At 62.5% G+C, this 18804-nt stretch carries 16 protein-coding genes; 13 read left to right on the top strand and 3 right to left on the bottom strand.

The annotated features are described in order from the left end of the window. Positions 1-283 precede the first annotated feature (283 nt). The 10 genes from V3W39_RS26770 (at position 284) to V3W39_RS26725 (ending at position 12126) form a co-directional block, all read left to right on the top strand. Positions 284-1441, top strand: a complete 1158-nt coding sequence (locus V3W39_RS26770; RefSeq protein WP_177047786.1) for an efflux RND transporter periplasmic adaptor subunit — start codon at positions 284-286, stop codon at positions 1439-1441. Between the two features lie 12 nt (positions 1442-1453). Then, positions 1454-4552 (top strand): efflux RND transporter permease subunit, encoded by a 3099-nt coding sequence (locus V3W39_RS26765; protein WP_177047785.1) that lies wholly within the window; start codon positions 1454-1456, stop codon positions 4550-4552. 53 nt (positions 4553-4605) lie between these two features. Then, positions 4606-5247: a DUF1345 domain-containing protein gene (locus V3W39_RS26760; protein WP_177047783.1), complete on the top strand. Its 642-nt coding sequence runs from the start codon at positions 4606-4608 to the stop codon at positions 5245-5247. Between the two features lie 74 nt (positions 5248-5321). Then, entirely contained in the window at positions 5322-6161 is an 840-nt protein-coding gene (locus V3W39_RS26755; RefSeq protein ID WP_177115893.1) for an AraC family transcriptional regulator, read from the top strand. A 54-nt stretch (positions 6162-6215) separates the two neighbouring features. Continuing rightward, positions 6216-6815: a LysE family translocator gene (locus V3W39_RS26750; protein WP_177047779.1), complete on the top strand. Its 600-nt coding sequence runs from the start codon at positions 6216-6218 to the stop codon at positions 6813-6815. A gap of 110 nt (positions 6816-6925) precedes the next feature. Then, positions 6926-7990 carry a LacI family DNA-binding transcriptional regulator gene (locus tag V3W39_RS26745; RefSeq protein WP_310503557.1) on the top strand — a complete coding sequence of 355 codons (1065 nt, stop codon included), beginning with the start codon at positions 6926-6928 and terminating at the stop codon, positions 7988-7990. Between the two features lie 89 nt (positions 7991-8079). Then, entirely contained in the window at positions 8080-8862 is a 783-nt protein-coding gene (locus V3W39_RS26740) for a sugar phosphate isomerase/epimerase family protein (RefSeq protein ID WP_177047777.1), read from the top strand. After that, a complete protein-coding gene (locus tag V3W39_RS26735) occupies positions 8855-9799 on the top strand; it encodes a sugar kinase (protein ID WP_177047775.1) in 945 nt (314 codons plus the stop codon). Before V3W39_RS26740 ends, V3W39_RS26735 begins: the two co-directional genes overlap by 8 nt. Positions 9800-9853: 54 nt before the next feature. Continuing rightward, the gene (locus tag V3W39_RS26730; RefSeq protein ID WP_010165554.1) at positions 9854-11149 is read left to right on the top strand and encodes an MFS transporter; all 1296 of its coding nucleotides are present in this window, start codon (positions 9854-9856) and stop codon (positions 11147-11149) included. Further along, positions 11149-12126, top strand: a complete 978-nt coding sequence (locus V3W39_RS26725) for an NAD(P)-dependent oxidoreductase (protein ID WP_330213681.1) — start codon at positions 11149-11151, stop codon at positions 12124-12126. Before V3W39_RS26730 ends, V3W39_RS26725 begins: the two co-directional genes overlap by 1 nt. Positions 12127-12235: 109 nt before the next feature. Here V3W39_RS26725 and V3W39_RS26720 read toward each other — a convergent pair whose 3' ends face one another. Next, positions 12236-13861 carry a methyl-accepting chemotaxis protein gene (locus V3W39_RS26720; protein WP_177115895.1) on the bottom strand — a complete coding sequence of 542 codons (1626 nt, stop codon included), beginning with the start codon at positions 13859-13861 and terminating at the stop codon, positions 12236-12238. A 235-nt stretch (positions 13862-14096) separates the two neighbouring features. On the opposite strand from V3W39_RS26720, the gene V3W39_RS26715 reads away from it, so the two are divergent. The 3 genes from V3W39_RS26715 to V3W39_RS26705 are packed head-to-tail and all read left to right on the top strand — an operon-like array spanning position 14097 to position 16564. Beyond that, entirely contained in the window at positions 14097-15524 is a 1428-nt protein-coding gene (locus V3W39_RS26715; protein ID WP_177115896.1) for a nucleobase:cation symporter-2 family protein, read from the top strand. Between the two features lie 13 nt (positions 15525-15537). Beyond that, entirely contained in the window at positions 15538-15999 is a 462-nt protein-coding gene (locus tag V3W39_RS26710; protein WP_177079608.1) for an LEA type 2 family protein, read from the top strand. 4 nt (positions 16000-16003) lie between these two features. Then, the gene (locus V3W39_RS26705; protein ID WP_177047765.1) at positions 16004-16564 is read left to right on the top strand and encodes a GNAT family N-acetyltransferase; all 561 of its coding nucleotides are present in this window, start codon (positions 16004-16006) and stop codon (positions 16562-16564) included. A 240-nt stretch (positions 16565-16804) separates the two neighbouring features. On the opposite strand, the gene V3W39_RS26700 is transcribed toward V3W39_RS26705, so the two are convergent. Next, a complete protein-coding gene (locus V3W39_RS26700) occupies positions 16805-17731 on the bottom strand; it encodes a carbon-nitrogen hydrolase family protein (RefSeq protein ID WP_330213680.1) in 927 nt (308 codons plus the stop codon). A 109-nt stretch (positions 17732-17840) separates the two neighbouring features. Further along, the gene (locus V3W39_RS26695; RefSeq protein ID WP_177079605.1) at positions 17841-18725 is read right to left on the bottom strand and encodes a LysR family transcriptional regulator; all 885 of its coding nucleotides are present in this window, start codon (positions 18723-18725) and stop codon (positions 17841-17843) included. Positions 18726-18804 lie beyond the last annotated feature (79 nt).

Below are 18804 nucleotides of genomic sequence, written 5' to 3'. Positions count from 1 at the left end.
AGCGGGCTTGCCTGCGATGGCATCTCCTCGGTTTTACTGAATAAACCGAGGCGTCTGCATCGCAGGCAAGCCAGCTCCCACAAAAGCCCAGCTCTCACACAAGCCCCACACATTAGATCTTCGGTGCCTGGAACATCGTGTAAGGTTCGGCGGATATGAAGGATATACGCCCCCGCGCACCTGTGGGCCGCACCTTACATTTCTTCACACACCACCTACAGAGCTTCACAGCACTGTGGCGGGGGCGCCCGTAGGATGCGCCAGTCAATATTGGGATATGAGCATGTCGAAGAATCTGTTTGCGCCGTCTTGCCTGTTGGCCCTGACACTGGCGCTGAGCGCGTGTGGCAAGTCCGCAAGTGAGACCGCCGAGGCACCACTGGCCAAGGTGCGGATCGAAACCCTTGAAGCCAAGCCCCTGTCCATCACCAGCGAGCTGAGCGGGCGGATTGCTGCGCCGCGCATCGCCGAAGTGCGCGCCCGGGTCGCCGGCGTGGTGTTGCAGCGGGTGTTCAAGGAAGGTCACGACGTGAAACAGGGCGATGTGCTGTTCCGGATTGACCCGGCGCCGTTCAAGGCCGACCTCGACAGCGCCCAGGCCAGCCTGCGCAAGGCCGAGGCCAATGCCTTCCAGGCGCGCCTGCAAGAGCAGCGCTACAGCCAGTTGGTGGAAGGCAACGCCATCAGCGGCCAGGAATACGACAACGCCCGCGCCGCCGCCCGGCAGACCGCCGCCGATGTGGCCGCCAACCAGGCCGCGGTGCAGCGCGCCAAGTTGAACCTGGGTTATGCCACCGTCACCGCGCCGATTTCCGGGCGCATCGGTCGCGCGCTGGTGACCGAAGGCGCACTGGTGGGCCAGAACGAAGCCACGCCGATGGCGCTGATCCAGCAACTGGACCCGATCCACGCCGACCTGACCCAATCCACCCGCGAGCTGAATGACCTGCGCCGGGCCTTCCGCGCCGGGCACTTGAAGCAGGTCGGCCAGGACCAGGCCAAGGCCACGCTGATCCAGGATGACGGCAGCCTGTATCCGTTGCCGGGCAAGTTGCTGTTCGCCGAGATCAGCGTCGACCCGGGCACCGGCCAGATCATCCTGCGCAGCGAGTTCCCCAACCCGGACCTCGACCTGCTGCCCGGCAGCTTTATCCGCGTACGCCTGGAGCAAGCCGTCGACCAGCAAGGCATCAGCGTGCCGCAACGGGCAATCACCCGCGACAGCGCCGGGATCCCGATGGTGTTGCTGCTGGACGCCGAGCAAACCGTAAGCCAGCAGCCGGTGGAACTGGGTTCGGTGGTCAATGACCGCTGGGTTGTCACCAGCGGCCTGAAGGCCGGTGACCGCATCGTCGTCGAAGGCCTGCAACACGCCCGCCCTGGCGAGAAAGTCCAGGTTGACGACAGCCCCGCGCCAATCGCCCAGGCATCCGGCCAATAAGGATCGTTTTCCATGCCGCAATTCTTTATCGACCGCCCGATCTTCGCCTGGGTGGTCGCACTCTTTATCCTGCTGGCCGGCGCTCTCGCCATCCCGCAGTTGCCGGTGGCGCAGTACCCCAACGTCGCCCCGCCGAAAGTCGAGATCTACGCGGTGTACCCGGGCGCCTCGGCGCAGACCCTGGACGAAAGCGTGGTCAGCCTGATCGAGCAGGAGCTTAACGGCGCCGATCACCTGCTGTATTTCGAATCCCAGAGCAGCCTGGGTTCGGCCACTATCACCGCGACCTTCCAGCCGGGCACCGACCCGGAGATGGCTCAGGTCGACGTGCAAAACCGCCTCAAGGCCGTGGAGCCGCGCCTGCCGCAAGCGGTGACCCAGCAAGGCTTGCAGGTAGAGAAAGTCTCCGCCGGCTTCCTGCTGCTGGTCACGCTGACCTCCAGCGACGGCAAGCTCGATGATGTGGCGCTCAGCGATTACCTGGCGCGCAACGTAATGAACGAGCTCAAGCGCCTGGACGGTGTGGGCAAGGCCCAGCTGTACGGCGCCGAGCGCGCGATGCGGATCTGGATCGACCCGCAGAAGCTGATCGGTTTCAACCTGACCCCGGCCGACGTCAACGCCGCCATCGCTGCGCAGAACGCTCAGGTTTCAGCGGGCAGCATCGGTGACTTGCCGGGCACCAAGACTCAGGAAATCACTGCATCGATCCTGGTGAAAGGCCAACTGTCGACCCCGGCCGAGTTTGCCGACATCGTGCTCAAGGCCAACCCGGACGGCTCCACCGTGCGCGTCGGTGACGTGGCGCGGGTGGAAATCGGCAGCCAGGAATACCAGTTTTCCACCCGCCTGAACGGCAAGCCGTCCACCGCCGTCAGCGTGCAGCTGTCCCCCGGTGCCAACGCCTTGAGCACTGCGACCCTGGTGCGGGCGAAGATGGACGAACTGGCGCGCTACTTCCCGGCCAACGTCGAATACAAGATCCCTTACGACACCTCGCCATTCGTGAAGGTCTCGATCACCAAGGTGGTGTACACCCTGGGCGAGGCGATGTTGCTGGTGTTTGCGGTGATGTTCCTGTTCCTGCAGAACATCCGCTACACGCTGATCCCGACGCTGGTGGTGCCGATTGCGTTGATGGGCACCTTTGCGACGATGCTGTTGCTCGGCTTCTCGATCAACGTGCTGACCATGTTTGGCATGGTGCTGGCGATCGGCATTCTGGTGGACGATGCGATTGTGGTGGTGGAGAACGTCGAGCGGATCATGGTTACCGAGGGCCTGTCGCCCAAGGAAGCCACGCGCAAGGCCATGGGCCAGATCACCGGGGCGATTGTCGGCATCACCCTGGTGCTGGTGGCGGTGTTCCTGCCGATGGCGTTCATGCCGGGTTCGGTGGGGGTGATCTACCAGCAGTTCTCGTTGTCGATGGCCACCTCGATCCTGTTCTCGGCGTTCCTCGCCCTGACCTTGACCCCGGCCCTGTGCGCGACCCTGCTCAAGCCGATTGCCAAGGGCGAGCACCATGAGAAAGGCGGGTTCTTCGGCTGGTTCAACCGGCGCTTCGAGCAGTTCACCGACCGCTATGAAGGCTGGGTGGCCTATGCCCTCAAGCGCAGCGGGCGCTATCTGGTGATCTATCTGGTGCTGGTGGTGGGCCTTGGGGTGTTGTTCAGCCGCCTGCCCTCCTCGTTCCTGCCGGTGGAAGACCAGGGTTACACCATCACCGATATCCAGCTGCCGCCGGGTGCGAGCAAGAACCGCACGGTGCAGGTGGCCGAGCAGATCGAGGCGCATAACGCCGGCGAGCCGGGCGTGGGCGATACCACGATGATCATGGGCTTCAGCTTCTCCGGTTCGGGGCAGAACGCGGCGCTGGCGTTTACCACCCTCAAGGACTGGTCGGAACGCAGCAGCAAGGATTCCGCCGCCGCGATTGCAGACCGCGCCAACGCAGCCTTCAGCGAACTGAAGGATGCGATCGCCTATGCAATCCTGCCGCCGCCGGTGGATGGCCTGGGCACCTCCAGTGGCTTCGAGTTCCGTCTGCAGGACCGTGGTGGCGTCGGCCATGCCGCGCTGATGGAAGCCCGAACCGAACTGCTGGCCGCCGCCGAGAAAAGCCCGATCCTGGCCAACGTGCGGGAGAGCGCTTTGGCCGAGGCGCCTCAGGTGCAACTGGAAGTGGACCGCAAGCAAGCCAATGCCCTGGGCATTTCCTTTGCCGATATCGGCAATGTACTGTCCTCGGCCATCGGTTCGGCTTATATCAACGACTTCCCCAACCAGGGCCGCATGCAGCGGGTGGTCGTTCAGGCCGAAGGCGATCAGCGCAGCCAGGTGGCCGACCTGATGAAGATCCATGTGCGCAACAACGCCGGGAAGATGGTGCCGCTGTCGGCCTTCGTCGAAGCGCGCTGGATCCAGGGCCCGGCCCAGTTGACGCGTTACAACGGTTACCCGGCCATCGCGATTTCCGGTGAGTCTGCGCCGGGCCACAGTACCGGTGAGGCGATGGAGGAAATCCAGCGGCTGGTCAGCCAACTGCCCGCCGGCCTGGGCCAGGAATGGACTGGCCTGTCGCTGCAGGAGCGCTTGTCGGGCTCCCAGGCACCGCTGCTGCTCGGCTTGTCGCTGTTGATTGTGTTCCTGTGCCTGGCGGCGCTGTATGAAAGCTGGTCGATCCCGACTTCGGTGCTGCTGGTGGTGCCCCTCGGCGTACTCGGCGCGGTATTGGCCGTGAGCTTGCGCGGGATGCCCAACGATGTGTTCTTCAAGGTCGGCCTGATTACGATTATTGGCCTGTCGGCGAAGAACGCGATCCTGATCATCGAGTTTGCCAAGGACCTGTATGACCAGGGTGAAGACCTGATCGATGCCACGTTGAAAGCCGCACGCCTGCGTCTGCGGCCGATCATCATGACGTCCCTGGCGTTCATCCTCGGCGTGGTACCGTTGGCGATTGCCACGGGTGCCAGCTCGGCGAGCCAACAGGCTATCGGTACCGGGGTGATCGGCGGGATGATCACCGCGACGCTGGCGGTGGTGTTTGTGCCGGTGTTCTTCGTGGTGGTGATGAAGCTGGTGAAGAAGCGCCACAAAGACAGCTGAACAAAGGACTCAGGTGGGCTAAGGTAATGCAAACCCTGGCCCATCGAGCTCCCATGCCCTTCCTCGCCCGCACCCACCCTCGCCTGTCCTCCGCCGCCGTATTGGGCCTGGCGGTGGGCCTCCTGGCTCCGGCCGACACGATCATCAGCAAAATCCTTATTGGCTGGAACGCCGGGGTCTGGACCTACCTGGTGCTGATGCTGTGGCTGACCAGCCATTCCCGGGCCGACGACGTAAAGCGCATCGCCGAGATCGAAGACGAGAACGCCAGCCTGGTGCTGTTCATGGTGTGCATCGCGGCGATTGCCAGCCTGGCGACCATTACCTTTGAACTGGTGGGCAGCAAGGACCTGAGCAGTACCGAGCGCCTGCTGCACTACGGGTTTACCGGCCTGACGGTGATCGGTTCGTGGTTGCTGATCGGGGTGATTTTCAGCGTGCATTACGCGCGCCTGTATTACACCTGGGACGGCCCCGAGCCGGCGTTGCGTTTTGCCGAGGATTTACGCACGCCCAATTACTGGGACTTTCTGTACTTCTCGTTCACCATCGGGGTGGCGGTACAAACCGCGGACGTCGGCGTTGCCACCCGCGGCCTGCGCAAGGTGGTGCTGGGGCAGTCGTTGATCGGGTTCCTGTTCAATACCGCCATTCTCGGCTTCTCGATCAACATTGCCGCCGGGCTGTTCGGTTGAAGTTGCACAAAACTTCTAGACGCCAGCCCGCGCCCCGGCGCTAACTGGCGACAACCACCCGTCATCGGTGCTTTATGACCGCCCACAACTGGATCGACCTGGCTCAGGACGCCGACACCGGCATCGAGACCTTGCGTGCGCATTTCGAGGGGCATGCCTATGACCCCCACTGGCACGACAGTTTCCTGGTGGGCGTTACCGAACAAGGGGTGCAGCAATTCAACTGCCGCCGCACCCGCCATCACAGCACCCCGGGGCAAGTGTTTTTGCTGGAACCGGGAGAAATCCATGACGGCAACGCCCCCACCGCCGAGGGCTTCACCTACCGCATGCTGTACCTCGACCCGCATTGGCTGGAGCGCGAAGTATCGGCCGTGTTCGAGGAAGCGCCGGCCAACAGCCAACTGAGCTTTGCAAGCACCTTGACCACTGATCCGCGCCTGGCACAGGCCACCAGTCACGCCTTCCACAGCCTGCACCACGGCGAACTGCGCATCGTACGCCAAAGCACCCTCGATCAACTGCTGGAGCGCCTGACCGGCCAGTTGCAGTGGCGCCAGCGCTATCACGAAGACCCTCGTTTGCCGCTGGTAGCCCACAAGGCCCGGGAATACCTGCACGCCCACCTGCATCAAGACATCGGCATGGACGAGTTGGCGCTGGCCACCGGTGTCGATCGCTTCCGCCTGACCCGCGCCTTCAAGAGTGCCTTCGGCCTGCCGCCCCACGCTTACCTGGTGCAACTGCGCCTGGCCCGCGCCCGCAACCTGCTGGCCAAGGGCGAACAACCCGCCGAAGTGGCGACCGCCCTGGGGTTTGCCGACCAAAGCCATCTGGGCCGCTGGTTCGTGCGGGCCTATGGCCTTACACCGGCGGCCTACCGCAAGCGCTGCTCAAATCTTCCAGACAGATAACCACGCCTTTGTGAAGATCGACGCCATTGATCTGCTCACTGGAGTCGCGCTGTCATGTTCCCTACCTTGCTGCCGTTTTTGCTGTTTGCATTCGTAGCCTCCATCACCCCCGGCCCGACCAATATCCTGGTGCTGAGCAACAGCGCCCGTTACGGCTTCAAGGCGGCCGTGCCAATTATTCTCGGCGCCTGCGCGGGGGCGGCCGCAATTGTATTGATGGTGGGCTCGGGGTTTGGACAGTCCCTGGCACACCTGCCGAAAGTACAAACCGCGATGCAATGGGCGGGCGTCGCGTGGTTGAGTTACCTCGCCTGGCAGATCTTCACCGCACCGGCCCATGCGATCCATCCCGATGCGCCCGGAAAACGCCTGGGCCTCACCGGTGCCGCCAGCCTGCAACTGGTCAACCCCAAGACCTGGATGATGGCCCTGGCGGTGGTCAGCGTGTTCGCCGGCAACGGCGAGGAACGCCAAAGCCACGTGGTGTACCTGTCCCTCGCGTTTTTCCTGATCTCCCTTCCCTGCCTGGCCACCTGGGCATTGCTGGGTATCGGCTCGGCCCGGGTGTTCCGCTCGGCCAAGGCCATGCAGCGCTTTAACCGTTGCATGGCGGGGCTGCTGTTGGGGTCGACCTGGTTGAGCGTGCTGCTCTGAATCGCACCGACTATCGGGCCTTGTCCTACAAATTCTTGACGACTTTCCTACTTTAGTGGTTTCCTGAAACCGGTTTCAGTCATTCCAATAAGAAAAGAAGGTCTATGACCGTGAACACTTTTTCCGCCGCCCAGCGCAGCCGCGTGACCATGCTTGACGTGGCCGAGCGTGCCGGCGTTTCCAAAGCCAGCGTTTCACGCTTTATCGGTGAAGACCGCGCCCTGCTCTCCGACGCCATCGCCCTGCGCATCGAACAGGCCATCGACGAACTCGGCTACCGCCCGAACCAGATGGCCCGCGGCCTGAAGCGCGGGCGCACCCGCCTGATCGGCATGCTGGTGGCCGATATCCGCAACCCCTATTCGATTGCCGTGATGCACGGCGTGGAAACCGCCTGCCGCCAGCACGGCTACAGCCTGGTGGTGTGCAACACCGACCGCGACGACGAGCAAGAGCGCCAGCACCTGGCCGCCCTGCGCGCCTACAACATCGAAGGCCTGATCGTGAACACCCTCGGCCATCACCTCGACCAGTTGCTGGAACTGCAACGGGAAATGCCCCTGGTGCTGGTGGACCGCAAGGTTGAGCCATTGCACAGCGACCTGGTGGGGCTGGATAACGCGGTAGCGGTGCGCATGGCGGTGGAGCATCTCGAACAGCAAGGCTATCGCGACCTGCTGCTGGTCAGCGAACCCACCGATGGCACCAGCTCACGCCTGGAACGCCTGGACAGTTTCAAGGCCGAAATCGGCGAGCGCCCGCTGCTTACCGGCTCGGTGCTGGAGATCGATGATGATTTGAACAGCCACCTGCACGCCTTTCTCTCCCGTGATCACGCCGGCCCCAAAGCCTTGTTTTGCGCCAACGGCATCGCCGCCCTGGCCTGCACCCGGGCGCTGAAAGAACTGGGCTGCAAGCTGTTTGAAGATATCGGCCTGATCGCCCTGGATGACCTGGATTGGTACCCGCTGGTGGGCAGCGGCATCACCGCCCTCGCCCAGCCTACCGAGGCGATTGGCGCCAGTGCGTTTGACTGTTTGCTCAAGCGGTTGCGCGGGGATACAGCTCCCACACGCACCCTGGATTTCCTGCCGCAACTCATCATCCGGGGCTCCACCCAATCCCTTGTAGGAGCTGGCTTGCCTGCGATGGCGGTTTCTCAGGCGACACAGTAGTCGACTGACACACCGCCATCGCCGGCAAGCCGGCTCCTACAGTTTTGCTTTGCGTATAAAAATGAAACCGGTTTCAGAGGTACACAACAATGCATAAATACCCCGTTTCCATCAGCCTCTCCAGCTACGGCGCCGACCTGGTCCGCGATCGCGGCCAACTGAATTTTGTTGATGTGTTGGCCCGGGCCAGCGCGCAACGCATCGAGTGGCGCGAAGAACTGCTGACCACCGAACAGCCCGCTGAACTGGCCCAGGCCGCAGCGGATCAAGGCCTGGAATGCGTATTCTCATCGCCCCTCGAACTCTGGGTGGCCGGCCGCTCGCAGCCCAACGCCGAACTGGCCGCCACCCTCGACCGCGCCCAGGCGTTCGGCGCCCGCTGGCTGAAAGTCTCCCTGGGTTACTTCACCGACACCAACGACCTGGACAGCTTGAGCGCCCTGCTCAACCGCCATCCGGTGAAGCTGCTGGTGGAAAACGACCAGACCCTGCACGGCGGACGCATCGAACCGATGCAGCGTTTTTTCAACGAAGTCGAACGCCTGGCGGTGCCGGTGAAAATGACCTTCGATATCGGCAACTGGCAATGGCAGGACCAATCGGCCCTGACCGCCGCGCGCCTGTTGGGCCGGCACGTGGATTACCTGCACTGCAAGGCCGTCGCCCGACGCGCCGACGGCAAACTGGTAGCCCTGCCGCCGGGCGCCGCCGACCTGCATCTGTGGGAACAACTGCTGAGGCACATGACTCAAGGTATTACCCGGGCCGTGGAATTTCCGCTGCAAGGCGATGACCTGGTGCAGGTCACCGCACAGCAGGTCGCCGCCCTCGCCGTCCTTGGCCAGCCCCGCGTGGAGAATGCCCATGTCTGAGATCGATATCCTGTCGTTTGGTGAAACCATGGCGATGTTTGTCGCCGAACAGACCGGCGACCTGGCCCAGGTTGCGCAGTTTCACAAGCGCATTGCCGGGGCCGACAGCAATGTCGCCATCGGCCTGTCGCGCCTGGGGTTCAACGTGGCATGGCTGAGCCGCGTGGGCGCCGACTCCCTCGGGCGCTTTGTGGTGGACACCCTCCAGAACGAGGGCCTGGACTGCCGGCATGTGGCGGTCGACCCGCTGCATCCCACCGGTTTTCAACTCAAGTCCCGGGAAGAAGCCGGCGCTGACCCTCAGGTGGAATACTTCCGCCGTGGCTCGGCCGCCAGCCACTTGTCGGTGGAGGCGATCAAGCCCGAGCTGCTGCAAGCCCGGCACCTGCATGCCACAGGGATTCCGCCGGCGCTGTCGGACGCCACCCGCGACCTGTCGCGCCAGTTGATGACGCAAATGCGCGAGGCTGGCCGCAGCGTGTCCTTCGACCCGAACCTGCGCCCGTCCCTGTGGGCCAATGAGCAACGCATGATCAGCGAAATCAACGCCCTCGCCTGCCTGGCGGATTGGGTGTTGCCGGGCCTGAGCGAAGGCCGTTTGCTCAGCGGTTTTGAAGACCCGGCCGACATCGCTGCGTTCTACCTGGACCAGGGCGTGGAAGCCGTGGCCATCAAGCTCGGCCCTCACGGCGCGTACTACCGCACGCAGCTGGACCAGGGTTTCGTCGCCGCCGTACCGGTGGCCAAGGTGGTCGACACGGTCGGCGCCGGCGATGGTTTTGCCGTGGGCATGATCAGCGCGCTGTTGGAAAACCTCAGTTTTGTCGAGGCGGTGCAGCGCGGCAACTGGATCGGCAGCCGGGCGGTGCAGAGCCGTGGCGACATGGAAGGCTTGCCGTTCAGGACCGATTTGCCGCATGCGCAAAAAGCCGGTTGATCAGATTTACCCGTTACCTGTTGCCACAACTACAACAAGCTCAGGAGCAACCCTATGGAACCGTTGAAACTCGCCACCCGCCGTTGGTGGTACATCATGCCCATCGTGTTCATCACCTACAGCCTGGCGTACCTGGATCGCGCCAACTACGGCTTCGCCGCCGCCTCCGGGATGGCCGAAGACCTGATGATCACCCCGGGCATGTCGTCATTGCTGGGGGCGCTGTTCTTCCTCGGCTACTTTTTCTTCCAGGTGCCCGGCGCGATCTACGCGCAAAAGCGCAGCGTTAAAAAACTTATTTTCGTCAGCCTGATCCTCTGGGGCGGCCTGGCCACCCTGACCGGCATGGTGTCCAACGCCTACATGCTGATCGTGATCCGCTTCATGCTCGGGGTGGTCGAAGCCGCGGTGATGCCGGCGATGCTGGTGTACCTGTGCCACTGGTTCACCCGCGCGGAACGCTCCCGGGCCAACACCTTCCTGATCCTCGGCAACCCGGTGACCATGATGTGGATGTCGGTGGTGTCAGGCTATCTGGTGCAGCATTTCAGCTGGCGCTGGATGTTCATCATCGAAGGCCTGCCGGCGGTGCTGTGGGCGTTTATCTGGTGGAAGCTGGCGGATGAAAAACCCGCCGATGCCAAGTGGCTGAGCGCCCAGCACAAAAAAGACCTGGAAACCGCGCTGGCCGAAGAACAGGTGGGCATCAAGGCCGTGAAGAACTACGCCGAAGCCTTCCGCTCGCCCAAGGTGATCATCCTGGCGCTGCAGTTTTTCTGCTGGAGCATTGGCGTGTATGGCTTCGTGCTGTGGCTGCCGTCGATTCTCAAGGCCGGCCTGAAAATGGACATGGTCGAGGCCGGCTGGCTCTCGGCGCTGCCGTACCTGGCGGCGGTGATCGGCATGCTGGTGGTGTCGTGGGGCTCGGACAAGCTGCAAAAACGCAAACGCTTCGTGTGGCCGCCGCTGCTGATCGCCTCCATCGCGTTTTATGCCTCCTACGTATTGGGCGCCGAACATTTCTGGTGGTCGTACACCCTGCTGGTGATCGCCGGGGCATGCATGTATGCGCCTTACGGACCGTTTTTCGCGATCGTCCCGGAAATCCTCCCGGCCAACGTCGCCGGCGGCGCCATGGCGCTGATCAACAGCATGGGCGCCCTCGGCTCGTTCGGCGGCTCGTACCTGGTGGGTTACCTCAACAGCAGCACCGGCTCGCCCGGCGCCTCGTACCTGCTGATGAGCGGCGCGCTGCTGGTGTCGGTGGTGCTGACGATCTTTCTCAAGCCGGGCGCCAGTGACCGCGAACGCGCCCCGCTGCATTCCCTTGAATTGAAGGTAAAGACCTGATGAAAAAGTCTGTCGTGCTCTACAAGAAACTCTCCGCACCGCTGATGGCGCGCCTGCATGAGCAGGCCGAGGTCACGCTGATCGAGGCGCTGGATGACAGCGGCCTGGCCAAGCTGCGCCAGGCCTTGCCGGCCGCCCAAGGCTTGCTCGGTGCCAGCCTGCGCTTGGACGCCAAGCTGCTCGACCTGGCGCCGAAGCTTGAGGCCGTCGCCAGCGTCTCGGTGGGTGTCGACAACTACGACATCGACTACCTGACCCAGCGCGGCATCCTGCTCAGCAACACCCCCGACGTGCTGACCGAAACCACCGCCGACACTGGCTTCGCGCTGATCCTGGCGACCGCCCGGCGAGTGGTGGAACTGGCCAATATGGTGCGCGCCGGCAACTGGAACCAGAACATCGGCCCACTGCATTTTGGCAGCGACGTGCATGGCAAGACCCTGGGCATTATCGGCATGGGCCGGATTGGCGAAGCATTGGCCCAGCGTGGGCACTTCGGTTTCGGCATGCCGGTGATCTACCACAGCCATTCGCCAAAACCTGCGGTGGAACAGCGGTTCGGCGCCGAATACCGCAGCCTGCCGGACCTGCTTCGGGAAGCCGACTTTGTGTGCCTGACCTTGCCATTGACTGCAGAAACCGAAGGTTTGATTGGCGCTGAAGAGTTCGCGCAGATGGGCCCGGAGACGATCTTTATCAACATCTCCCGGGGCAAGGTGGTGGACGAAGAAGCGCTGATCGAGGCGCTGCAACAGCGCACGATTCGCGCGGCGGGGCTGGATGTGTTCGTGCGTGAGCCGCTGCAACATGATTCGCCGTTGCTGCGCTTGAACAATGTGGTGGCGACGCCGCATATCGGATCGGCCACCCATGAGACGCGGGAGGCGATGGCCCAGTGTGCGGTGGACAATCTGTTGGCGGCACTGGCGGGTGAGCGACCGAAGAACCTGGTGAACCCGACCGCCTGGAAACACTGACTACTGTGGGAGCTGGCTTGCCTGCGATGGCATCAACCGGGTGTACCTGATACACCGAGGTGTCTGCATCGCAGGCAAGCCAGCTCCCACATTTGGGGTGTAGTGCCTGTCAGATGACGAACCTAGCCACCATCGCGTTCAAATCCACCGCCAGGCGCGACAGTTCGTGACTGGCGGCTGAGGTCTGGTTGGCACCCGCTGCCGACTGGGTGGCCAGGTCGCGGATGTTCACCAGGTTGCGATCCACCTCGCGGGACACCTGGGCCTGCTCCTCAGAGGCGCTGGCGATCACCAGGTTGCGCTCGTTGATCAGGCTGATGGACTGGGTGATCTGCTCCAGCGCCACACCGGCGGCCCGGGCGATTTCCAGGGTGCTTTGGGTGCGCTGGTTGCTCTGCTGCATGGACTGCACGGCTTCACCGGTGCCGCTCTGGATGCCGGCGACCATTTTTTCGATTTCCTGGGTCGACTGCGCGGTGCGATGGGCCAAGGCCCGCACCTCATCGGCCACCACCGCAAAACCGCGACCGGCTTCACCCGCACGCGCCGCTTCGATGGCCGCGTTGAGGGCCAGCAGGTTGGTCTGCTCGGCAATCGCGCGAATCACGTCCAGCACCTTGCCAATGTCACGACCCTGAGTGGCCAGGCCTTCGATCAGCACCGAGGTGTTTTGCACGTCCTGGGTCATGGTCTGGATCGCGCCCACGGTTTCCACCACACGGTCGCGCCCTTCCCGCGCAGCCTGGTTGGACTGGCTGGACGCCTCGGAGGTGGACACCGCATTGCGCGCCACTTCTTCCACGGCGGCGGTCATCTCGTTCACCGCGGTGGCGGCCTGGTCGATTTCGTTGTTCTGTTGTTGCAAGCCTTTGGAGGCTTCTTCGGTAACGGCGCTGAGTTCTTCGGCGGCCGAGGCCAACTGCGTGGCCGAGCCAGCGATGTGCTGGATGGTCTGGCGCAGGTTGTTTTGCATAGCGGCCAAGGCGCCGATCAGGCGGGCCGGCTCGTCTTTGCCGTCGTCCTCGATCACTTTGCTCAGGTTGCCGCCAGCGATGGTTTCGGCGACTTCCAGGGCTTTGCGCAAAGGGGTCACGATGCTGCGGGTCAGCAGCCATGCCAGCAACACGGTCATCAACGCCGCAACGACCGAGACGACGATGATCCCGGTGATGGCGTCCTGATAACTTTTCCCGGCCTCGTCACCGGCCTGCTTGGCATCGGCAGCGTTGATGGCGATCAACTTATTCAGCTGCTCGCCCATTTGGTCGGTACCGTCCTTGATGCGGCTGTTGATCAGCGCGCGCATCTCTTCAACTTTGTTCTGCTGCGAAAAACTCACCATCTCAGCCTGAGCCTTGAGGTAATTATCGAGCGTGAGGGCGAACGTCTTGTACAGCGCAGCCTCTTCATCCCCGGCGGGCATGGCGGCATAGGCAGCCTGGGCAGTCTTGACCTTGCCTTCCAGCACCCCCATTCGGGTCTGTGCCTCCTCCAGCGCTGCCGGCTCACGGTTCACCAGGACGCGAAACGACAATATCCGCAGGCGCAGGACGTTCTCGGTCATGGTGGCCAGATAGCCGACGCTGGGCAGTTGGTTCGCGCCCATGTCCACCGACGCCTGACGGATCAGGGTCATGCGATTGGCCGCAAACACCCCAAGCACAATGACGAGTAACGCAATGAAGGCAAAACCAAGGAAAGCCCGAGGGGCGATATTCAACTGGCGGAGGGACATAGGGGGCGCTCTCAGAAGTAGTGGCTGCGAGCATCCCTGCCGCGACACGGCCAGTGTGCGTCAACGCGCGGTTCTGACCGATTGGCACCACTGTTGTAATAGGTATGTGGGCCTATAGGAGATATCGGCAGGCATGGGGATTTAATCGAGGGTCTTTAGAAATATATTTTCACACTTCTGACAACTGGCACTTTCTGGCATCCTGCGCCTCCTTTTTCCTAACCGGGCCCGTATTTTGTCTGACGCTCAAACCCCTCGCCCCCGTTATAAATCCGACCTGATCTACGGCCTCGACGACCGTCCGCACTTCAGCGCCGCGATCTTTGCCGCCCTGCAGCATGTGCTGGCCAGCTTTGTCGGCATCATCACCCCGACGCTGATCGTCGGTGGCGTGCTGGGCCTGGAAAGCGAAGTGCCCTATCTGGTGAGCATGGCGTTGTTCGTGTCGGGGCTCGGCACCTTTGTGCAGGCTCGCAAGTTCGGCCCGGTGGGTTCCGGGTTGCTGTGTCTGCAAGGCACCAGCTTTTCGTTTATCAGCGTGATCCTCAGCGCCGGCTTCATGGTCAAGGCCCGGGGCGGCGGCACCGATGAGATTCTGTCGACGATCTTCGGCATCTGCTTCTTCGCGGCGTTTATCGAAGTGGTACTCAGCCAGTTCATCGGCAAGCTGCGCAAGCTGATCACCCCGGTGGTCACCGGCACCATCATTACCCTGATGGGGTTGTCGCTGATCAAGGTGGCCGTCACCGACATGGCTGGCGGATATGGTGCCAGCGACCTCGGCGCCGCCGGCAACATGGGCCTGGCGGCTTTGGTACTGCTCACTATCGTGGTGCTCAACCGCTTCAACAACCCGTTCCTGCGCCTGGGTTCGATCGTGATCGGCCTGACCCTGGGCTTCGTCGTGGCCTGGTGGATGGGCCGCGTCGACCTGGCCGCCCTGCCCCAACTGCCGTTGATCAGCGTGCCGGTGCCGTTCAAGTACGGTTTCTCGTTCGACTGGGTGGCGTTTATCCCGGTGGCGGTGATCTTCCTGATTTCGCCCCTGGAGGCGGCCGGTGACCTGACCGCCAACTCGATGATCTCCCAACAGCCGGTCAAGGGCCCGCTGTATATCAAGCGCATCAAGTCCGGCTTGCTGGCCGACGGCCTCAACTCGGTGATGGCGGCCACCTTCAACAGCCTGCCCATGGTGACCTTCGCCCAGAACAACGGGGTGATCCAGTTGACCGGCGTGGCCAGCCGTTACGTGGCGTACTTCATTGCCGGGCTGCTGGTGCTGCTGGGCCTGTTCCCGATGATCGGCGCGGTGTTGCAACTGATGCCCAAGCCGGTGCTGGGCGGCGCCACGCTGATCATGTTCGGCACCGTGGCGGTGGCCGGGATCAAGATCCTCGCCGAGGCCGGCCTGCACCGGCGCAATGTGCTGATCGTGGCGATCTCCCTGGGCATGGGCCTGGGTGTGGCCGCCGTGCCGGAAGTGCTGCGGGAGCTGCCCAAGGCGCTGCACAACATCTTCGAGTCGCCGATCACCGTGGGGGCGTTCTGCGCTATCTTGCTGAACATCTTCCTGCCTGAGGAGTTCATAGAGTTGGAAGAAGATGAATTCGATCCGGAAGCCTCCACCCTCAAGGTGATGCAGGACCCGGACGTCACGCACTAGGAGAACCCGTTTTATGCGCAAGCTCATGGTCCTGTCACTGCTGCTACTCAGCCTGAGCGCCTGCGCGCTGTTCCCCAACCGCGACCCGCTGAACATCAACGTGGTGGGCATCGAGCCGCTGCAAAGCCAGGACCTCGAGGTACGTTTCGCGGTGAAAATACGGGTGCAAAACCCGAATGAAACCGCGATCGACTACAACGGCGTGGCCCTGGACCTGGAGGTCAATGGCCGGCCCCTGGCTTCCGGGGTGAGTGACCAGCGTGGTTCGATCCCTCGTTTTTCCGAAACGTTGCTGACGGTGCCGGTGAGTGTTTCGGCGTTTTCCGTGCTGCGCCAGACCCTCGGCTTGAGCCAGACCCAGAGTTTGAATAACCTGCCCTACGTGTTGCGCGGGAAACTGGCGGGTGGCCTGTTTGGCACCATGCGTTTTGTGGATCGCGGGACACTGGACTTCCCCAACACTGCCACCTGGTAACGACATGGACGCCCTGCCTACGCTGTATACCGAACGCCTGATCCTGCGGCCGCTGACCCTCGAAGATGCCGAGGGCGTGCAGCAGCAATTTCCTCACTGGGAAGTGGTGCGATATCTGAATGCCCTGGTGCCCTGGCCGTACCCGGCGGATGGCGCACGCAGCTATCTGGAGAATGTCGCGTTGCCGGCCATGGCGCGGGGTGAGGAGTGGCATTGGTCGATCCGCCTGAAAAGCGCGCCCGGGGGGTTGATCGGTAATGTCAGCCTGATGGATGAGGTGGACAACAACCGCGGCTTTTGGCTCGCGCCGCAATGGCAGGGCCAGGGGTTGATGGCCGAGGCCAGTGCGGCGGTGACCGAGTATTGGTTTGAGGTGCTGGGGCGGCCTTTGATGCGCGTGCCCAAGGCAGCGCCGAACCTGGCCTCGCGCAGGATTTCCGAGCGTACGGGGATGCGGTTGGTCGGGACCGACGAGGGGCAATTTGTCGAAGGTAATTTCCCACGGGAGATCTGGGAAATTACCCGCGAGGAATGGCTGAGGATTCGGGGGGCGTCAGTGTTGTAGAGCAAAATCAAAAGCCAAAGCGGGCACGGTCAACTGTGGGAGCTGGCTTGCCTGCGATGGCATCAACTGGGAGTACCTGATACACCGAGGTGTCTGCATCGCAGGCAAGCCAGCTCCCACAGAAAAGCAGCTCTGATTCAGCTTCAGATTGGCTGGGCCGGCATTCCGGGCGTTTGCCAAAAGTGACACGCTGTAAGAGCGCAACCCTAAGCCGCCGTCACCGCAGCAACGGATATGCACTCAATCAGCAATAAACCGCACCCCCGGCTTAGCCCGTTCATCCACGCTCAACTCAAAAATGTCAGGCCGGGCATAATGCCCAACCACATCATAGTCATACCGCGCCCGAACCAGATCATCAGTATCAATCCGCGCCACCAGCAACCCCGCGCCACCGAGCAAGGGCCCGGCGATAACGTCGCCCATGGGCCCGACGATCACACTGCCACCGGCAATCAACGGCCGTTCCGCCGGCCAGTTGGCAATCTCCACCCCCAACGCCGCGGGCGACGCCTGCACCTGGCACGCACTGACCACAAAACACCGGCCCTCATGGGCGATATGCCGCATGCTCACCTGCCACATTTCGCGCTCATCCACCGTCGGCGCGCACCACACTTCCACGCCCTTGGCGTACATCGCCGTGCGCAGCAACGGCATCATGTTCTCCCAGCACACAGCGCCGCCAATGCGCCCCACCGCCGAATCAATCACCGGCAACGTCGAGCCATCGCCCTTGCCCCAGATCAGCCGCTCCGTGCCGGTGGGCATCAACTTGCGATGCTTGGCCACCAACCCGCCCACCGGCGCGAAATACAGCACAGTGCAATACAGAGTGCTGCCACTGCGCTCGATCACACCCAGCACCAGGCTCGCCCCGGTACGCGCCGACAATCCGGCCAGCGCCTCGGTCTCGGCACCCGGCACGTCAATCGCGTTGGCAAAATAACGGGCAAAGGCCTCACGGCCTTCAGGCAGGCGATAACCCAACTGGGTGCCAAACCCTTCACCCTTTGGGTAACCGCCGAGCAAGGCTTCAGGCATCACCACCAATTGCGCACCGCTGCGCAGGATTTCGTCCTCGTAAGACAGGATCTGTTCCAGGGTCTCGGCCTTGCCACCGGGCAAGGAACCGATTTGCAGCGCAGCCACGGTAGAAACAGGCATCACGATCACTCCGAATCAATGGGGGTTACCCATTCTCCGGCCGACAGCAATCATGAATAAAGCCCACTTCACTGCTAAATGATATGAGCCAGATAAATATCAAATCCCCTCAGTTAACGTCTTTCAGGGAGCCGAGCAGGGTTTCGATAAAAAGCTCAAGCGCCGCCGGTAACGCGCGTTTGGGCATCGTCAGCACCTGGATTGCGCGGTCCGAAAATTGAGGGTTCGACAGCGCAACGGAGATCAGGTCGTCGCTGCCGTTCGCCCGATGGCTGATCGCGCCGCCAAACGCAATGGTGTCTGTGTTGCGAACGAATTCATGGATAGCGCCCGAATAGTTGCACGTCATCACATGATTGAAAGACAGCCCTTCCATCTGGCAAACGAGGTCGAATAGCTGCCTCTGGGTGGAACCCTTTGGGGTCAGCGCCAACGGATAAGGTGACAGCGACCGGAGCGGCACCTGCTTGAGCGTGGCCAGTGGATGCCCCACACGCATCACGGCCCGGATCGGCGAGCGGCTTGAATGCAGGACCTCCACACCTTCGACAGGCTCGGTGCTGAACACCACCCCCACATCGGCATCGCCGCGCCGCACTTTTTCGGCACATTCGTGAGGCGACATCACCTCCAGCACATACTGGAAGGCCGGATTTTGCTGGTAATGCCGGATCAGGACCTGAGGCAGGAAGTAACGGGAAAGCCCCTCGGTGGATACCAGCCGCACCACTTTCGCCCCCGGGTAATCCCCCGCACGCAGCTCCGACAGCAGGCTTTGCTCCTCCAACGAGGCACGTCGTGCGTGATCGGCCAAGGCGCTGCCGGCAGCCGTGGGCTGCATGCCGCGTGGCCGTCGTTCGAACAACGGCACGCCAATACTTTCTTCCAACAGGGCAATCTGGCGACTCACGGCACTGGGGGCGATATGCAAACGCTCACCGGCAGCGGCCAGGGACCCTGAATCGATCACGGCCAGGAAATAGCGATAGTCCACGGTTTGATTCCTTACCAAGGCATCTATTTATTAGAAGTCAAACGTCAAAAAACAGCAATATACAGTGCGCTACGCGACT

Source organism: Pseudomonas sp. Z18(2022) (genome assembly GCF_036346535.1).
Lineage (GTDB): Bacteria > Pseudomonadota > Gammaproteobacteria > Pseudomonadales > Pseudomonadaceae > Aquipseudomonas > Aquipseudomonas yamanorum_A.
Note: the sequence above shows the minus strand (reverse complement) of the source record. Positions and strands in the feature narration are given on the sequence as shown.

What these genes read in the sequence shown, in the direction of transcription:
- V3W39_RS26770 (WP_177047786.1), top strand. Translation starts at nt 284, where the DNA reads ATGTCGAAGAATCTGTTTGCGCCGTCTTGCCTGTTGGCCCTGACACTG.
- V3W39_RS26765 (WP_177047785.1), top strand. Translation starts at nt 1,454, where the DNA reads ATGCCGCAATTCTTTATCGACCGCCCGATCTTCGCCTGGGTGGTCGCA.
- V3W39_RS26760 (WP_177047783.1), top strand. Translation starts at nt 4,606, where the DNA reads ATGCCCTTCCTCGCCCGCACCCACCCTCGCCTGTCCTCCGCCGCCGTA.
- V3W39_RS26755 (WP_177115893.1), top strand. Translation starts at nt 5,322, where the DNA reads ATGACCGCCCACAACTGGATCGACCTGGCTCAGGACGCCGACACCGGC.
- V3W39_RS26750 (WP_177047779.1), top strand. Translation starts at nt 6,216, where the DNA reads ATGTTCCCTACCTTGCTGCCGTTTTTGCTGTTTGCATTCGTAGCCTCC.
- V3W39_RS26740 (WP_177047777.1), top strand. Translation starts at nt 8,080, where the DNA reads ATGCATAAATACCCCGTTTCCATCAGCCTCTCCAGCTACGGCGCCGAC.
- V3W39_RS26735 (WP_177047775.1), top strand. Translation starts at nt 8,855, where the DNA reads ATGTCTGAGATCGATATCCTGTCGTTTGGTGAAACCATGGCGATGTTT.
- V3W39_RS26730 (WP_010165554.1), top strand. Translation starts at nt 9,854, where the DNA reads ATGGAACCGTTGAAACTCGCCACCCGCCGTTGGTGGTACATCATGCCC.
- V3W39_RS26725 (WP_330213681.1), top strand. Translation starts at nt 11,149, where the DNA reads ATGAAAAAGTCTGTCGTGCTCTACAAGAAACTCTCCGCACCGCTGATG.
- V3W39_RS26720 (WP_177115895.1), bottom strand. Translation starts at nt 13,861, where the DNA reads ATGTCCCTCCGCCAGTTGAATATCGCCCCTCGGGCTTTCCTTGGTTTT.
- V3W39_RS26710 (WP_177079608.1), top strand. Translation starts at nt 15,538, where the DNA reads ATGCGCAAGCTCATGGTCCTGTCACTGCTGCTACTCAGCCTGAGCGCC.
- V3W39_RS26705 (WP_177047765.1), top strand. Translation starts at nt 16,004, where the DNA reads ATGGACGCCCTGCCTACGCTGTATACCGAACGCCTGATCCTGCGGCCG.
- V3W39_RS26700 (WP_330213680.1), bottom strand. Translation starts at nt 17,731, where the DNA reads ATGCCTGTTTCTACCGTGGCTGCGCTGCAAATCGGTTCCTTGCCCGGT.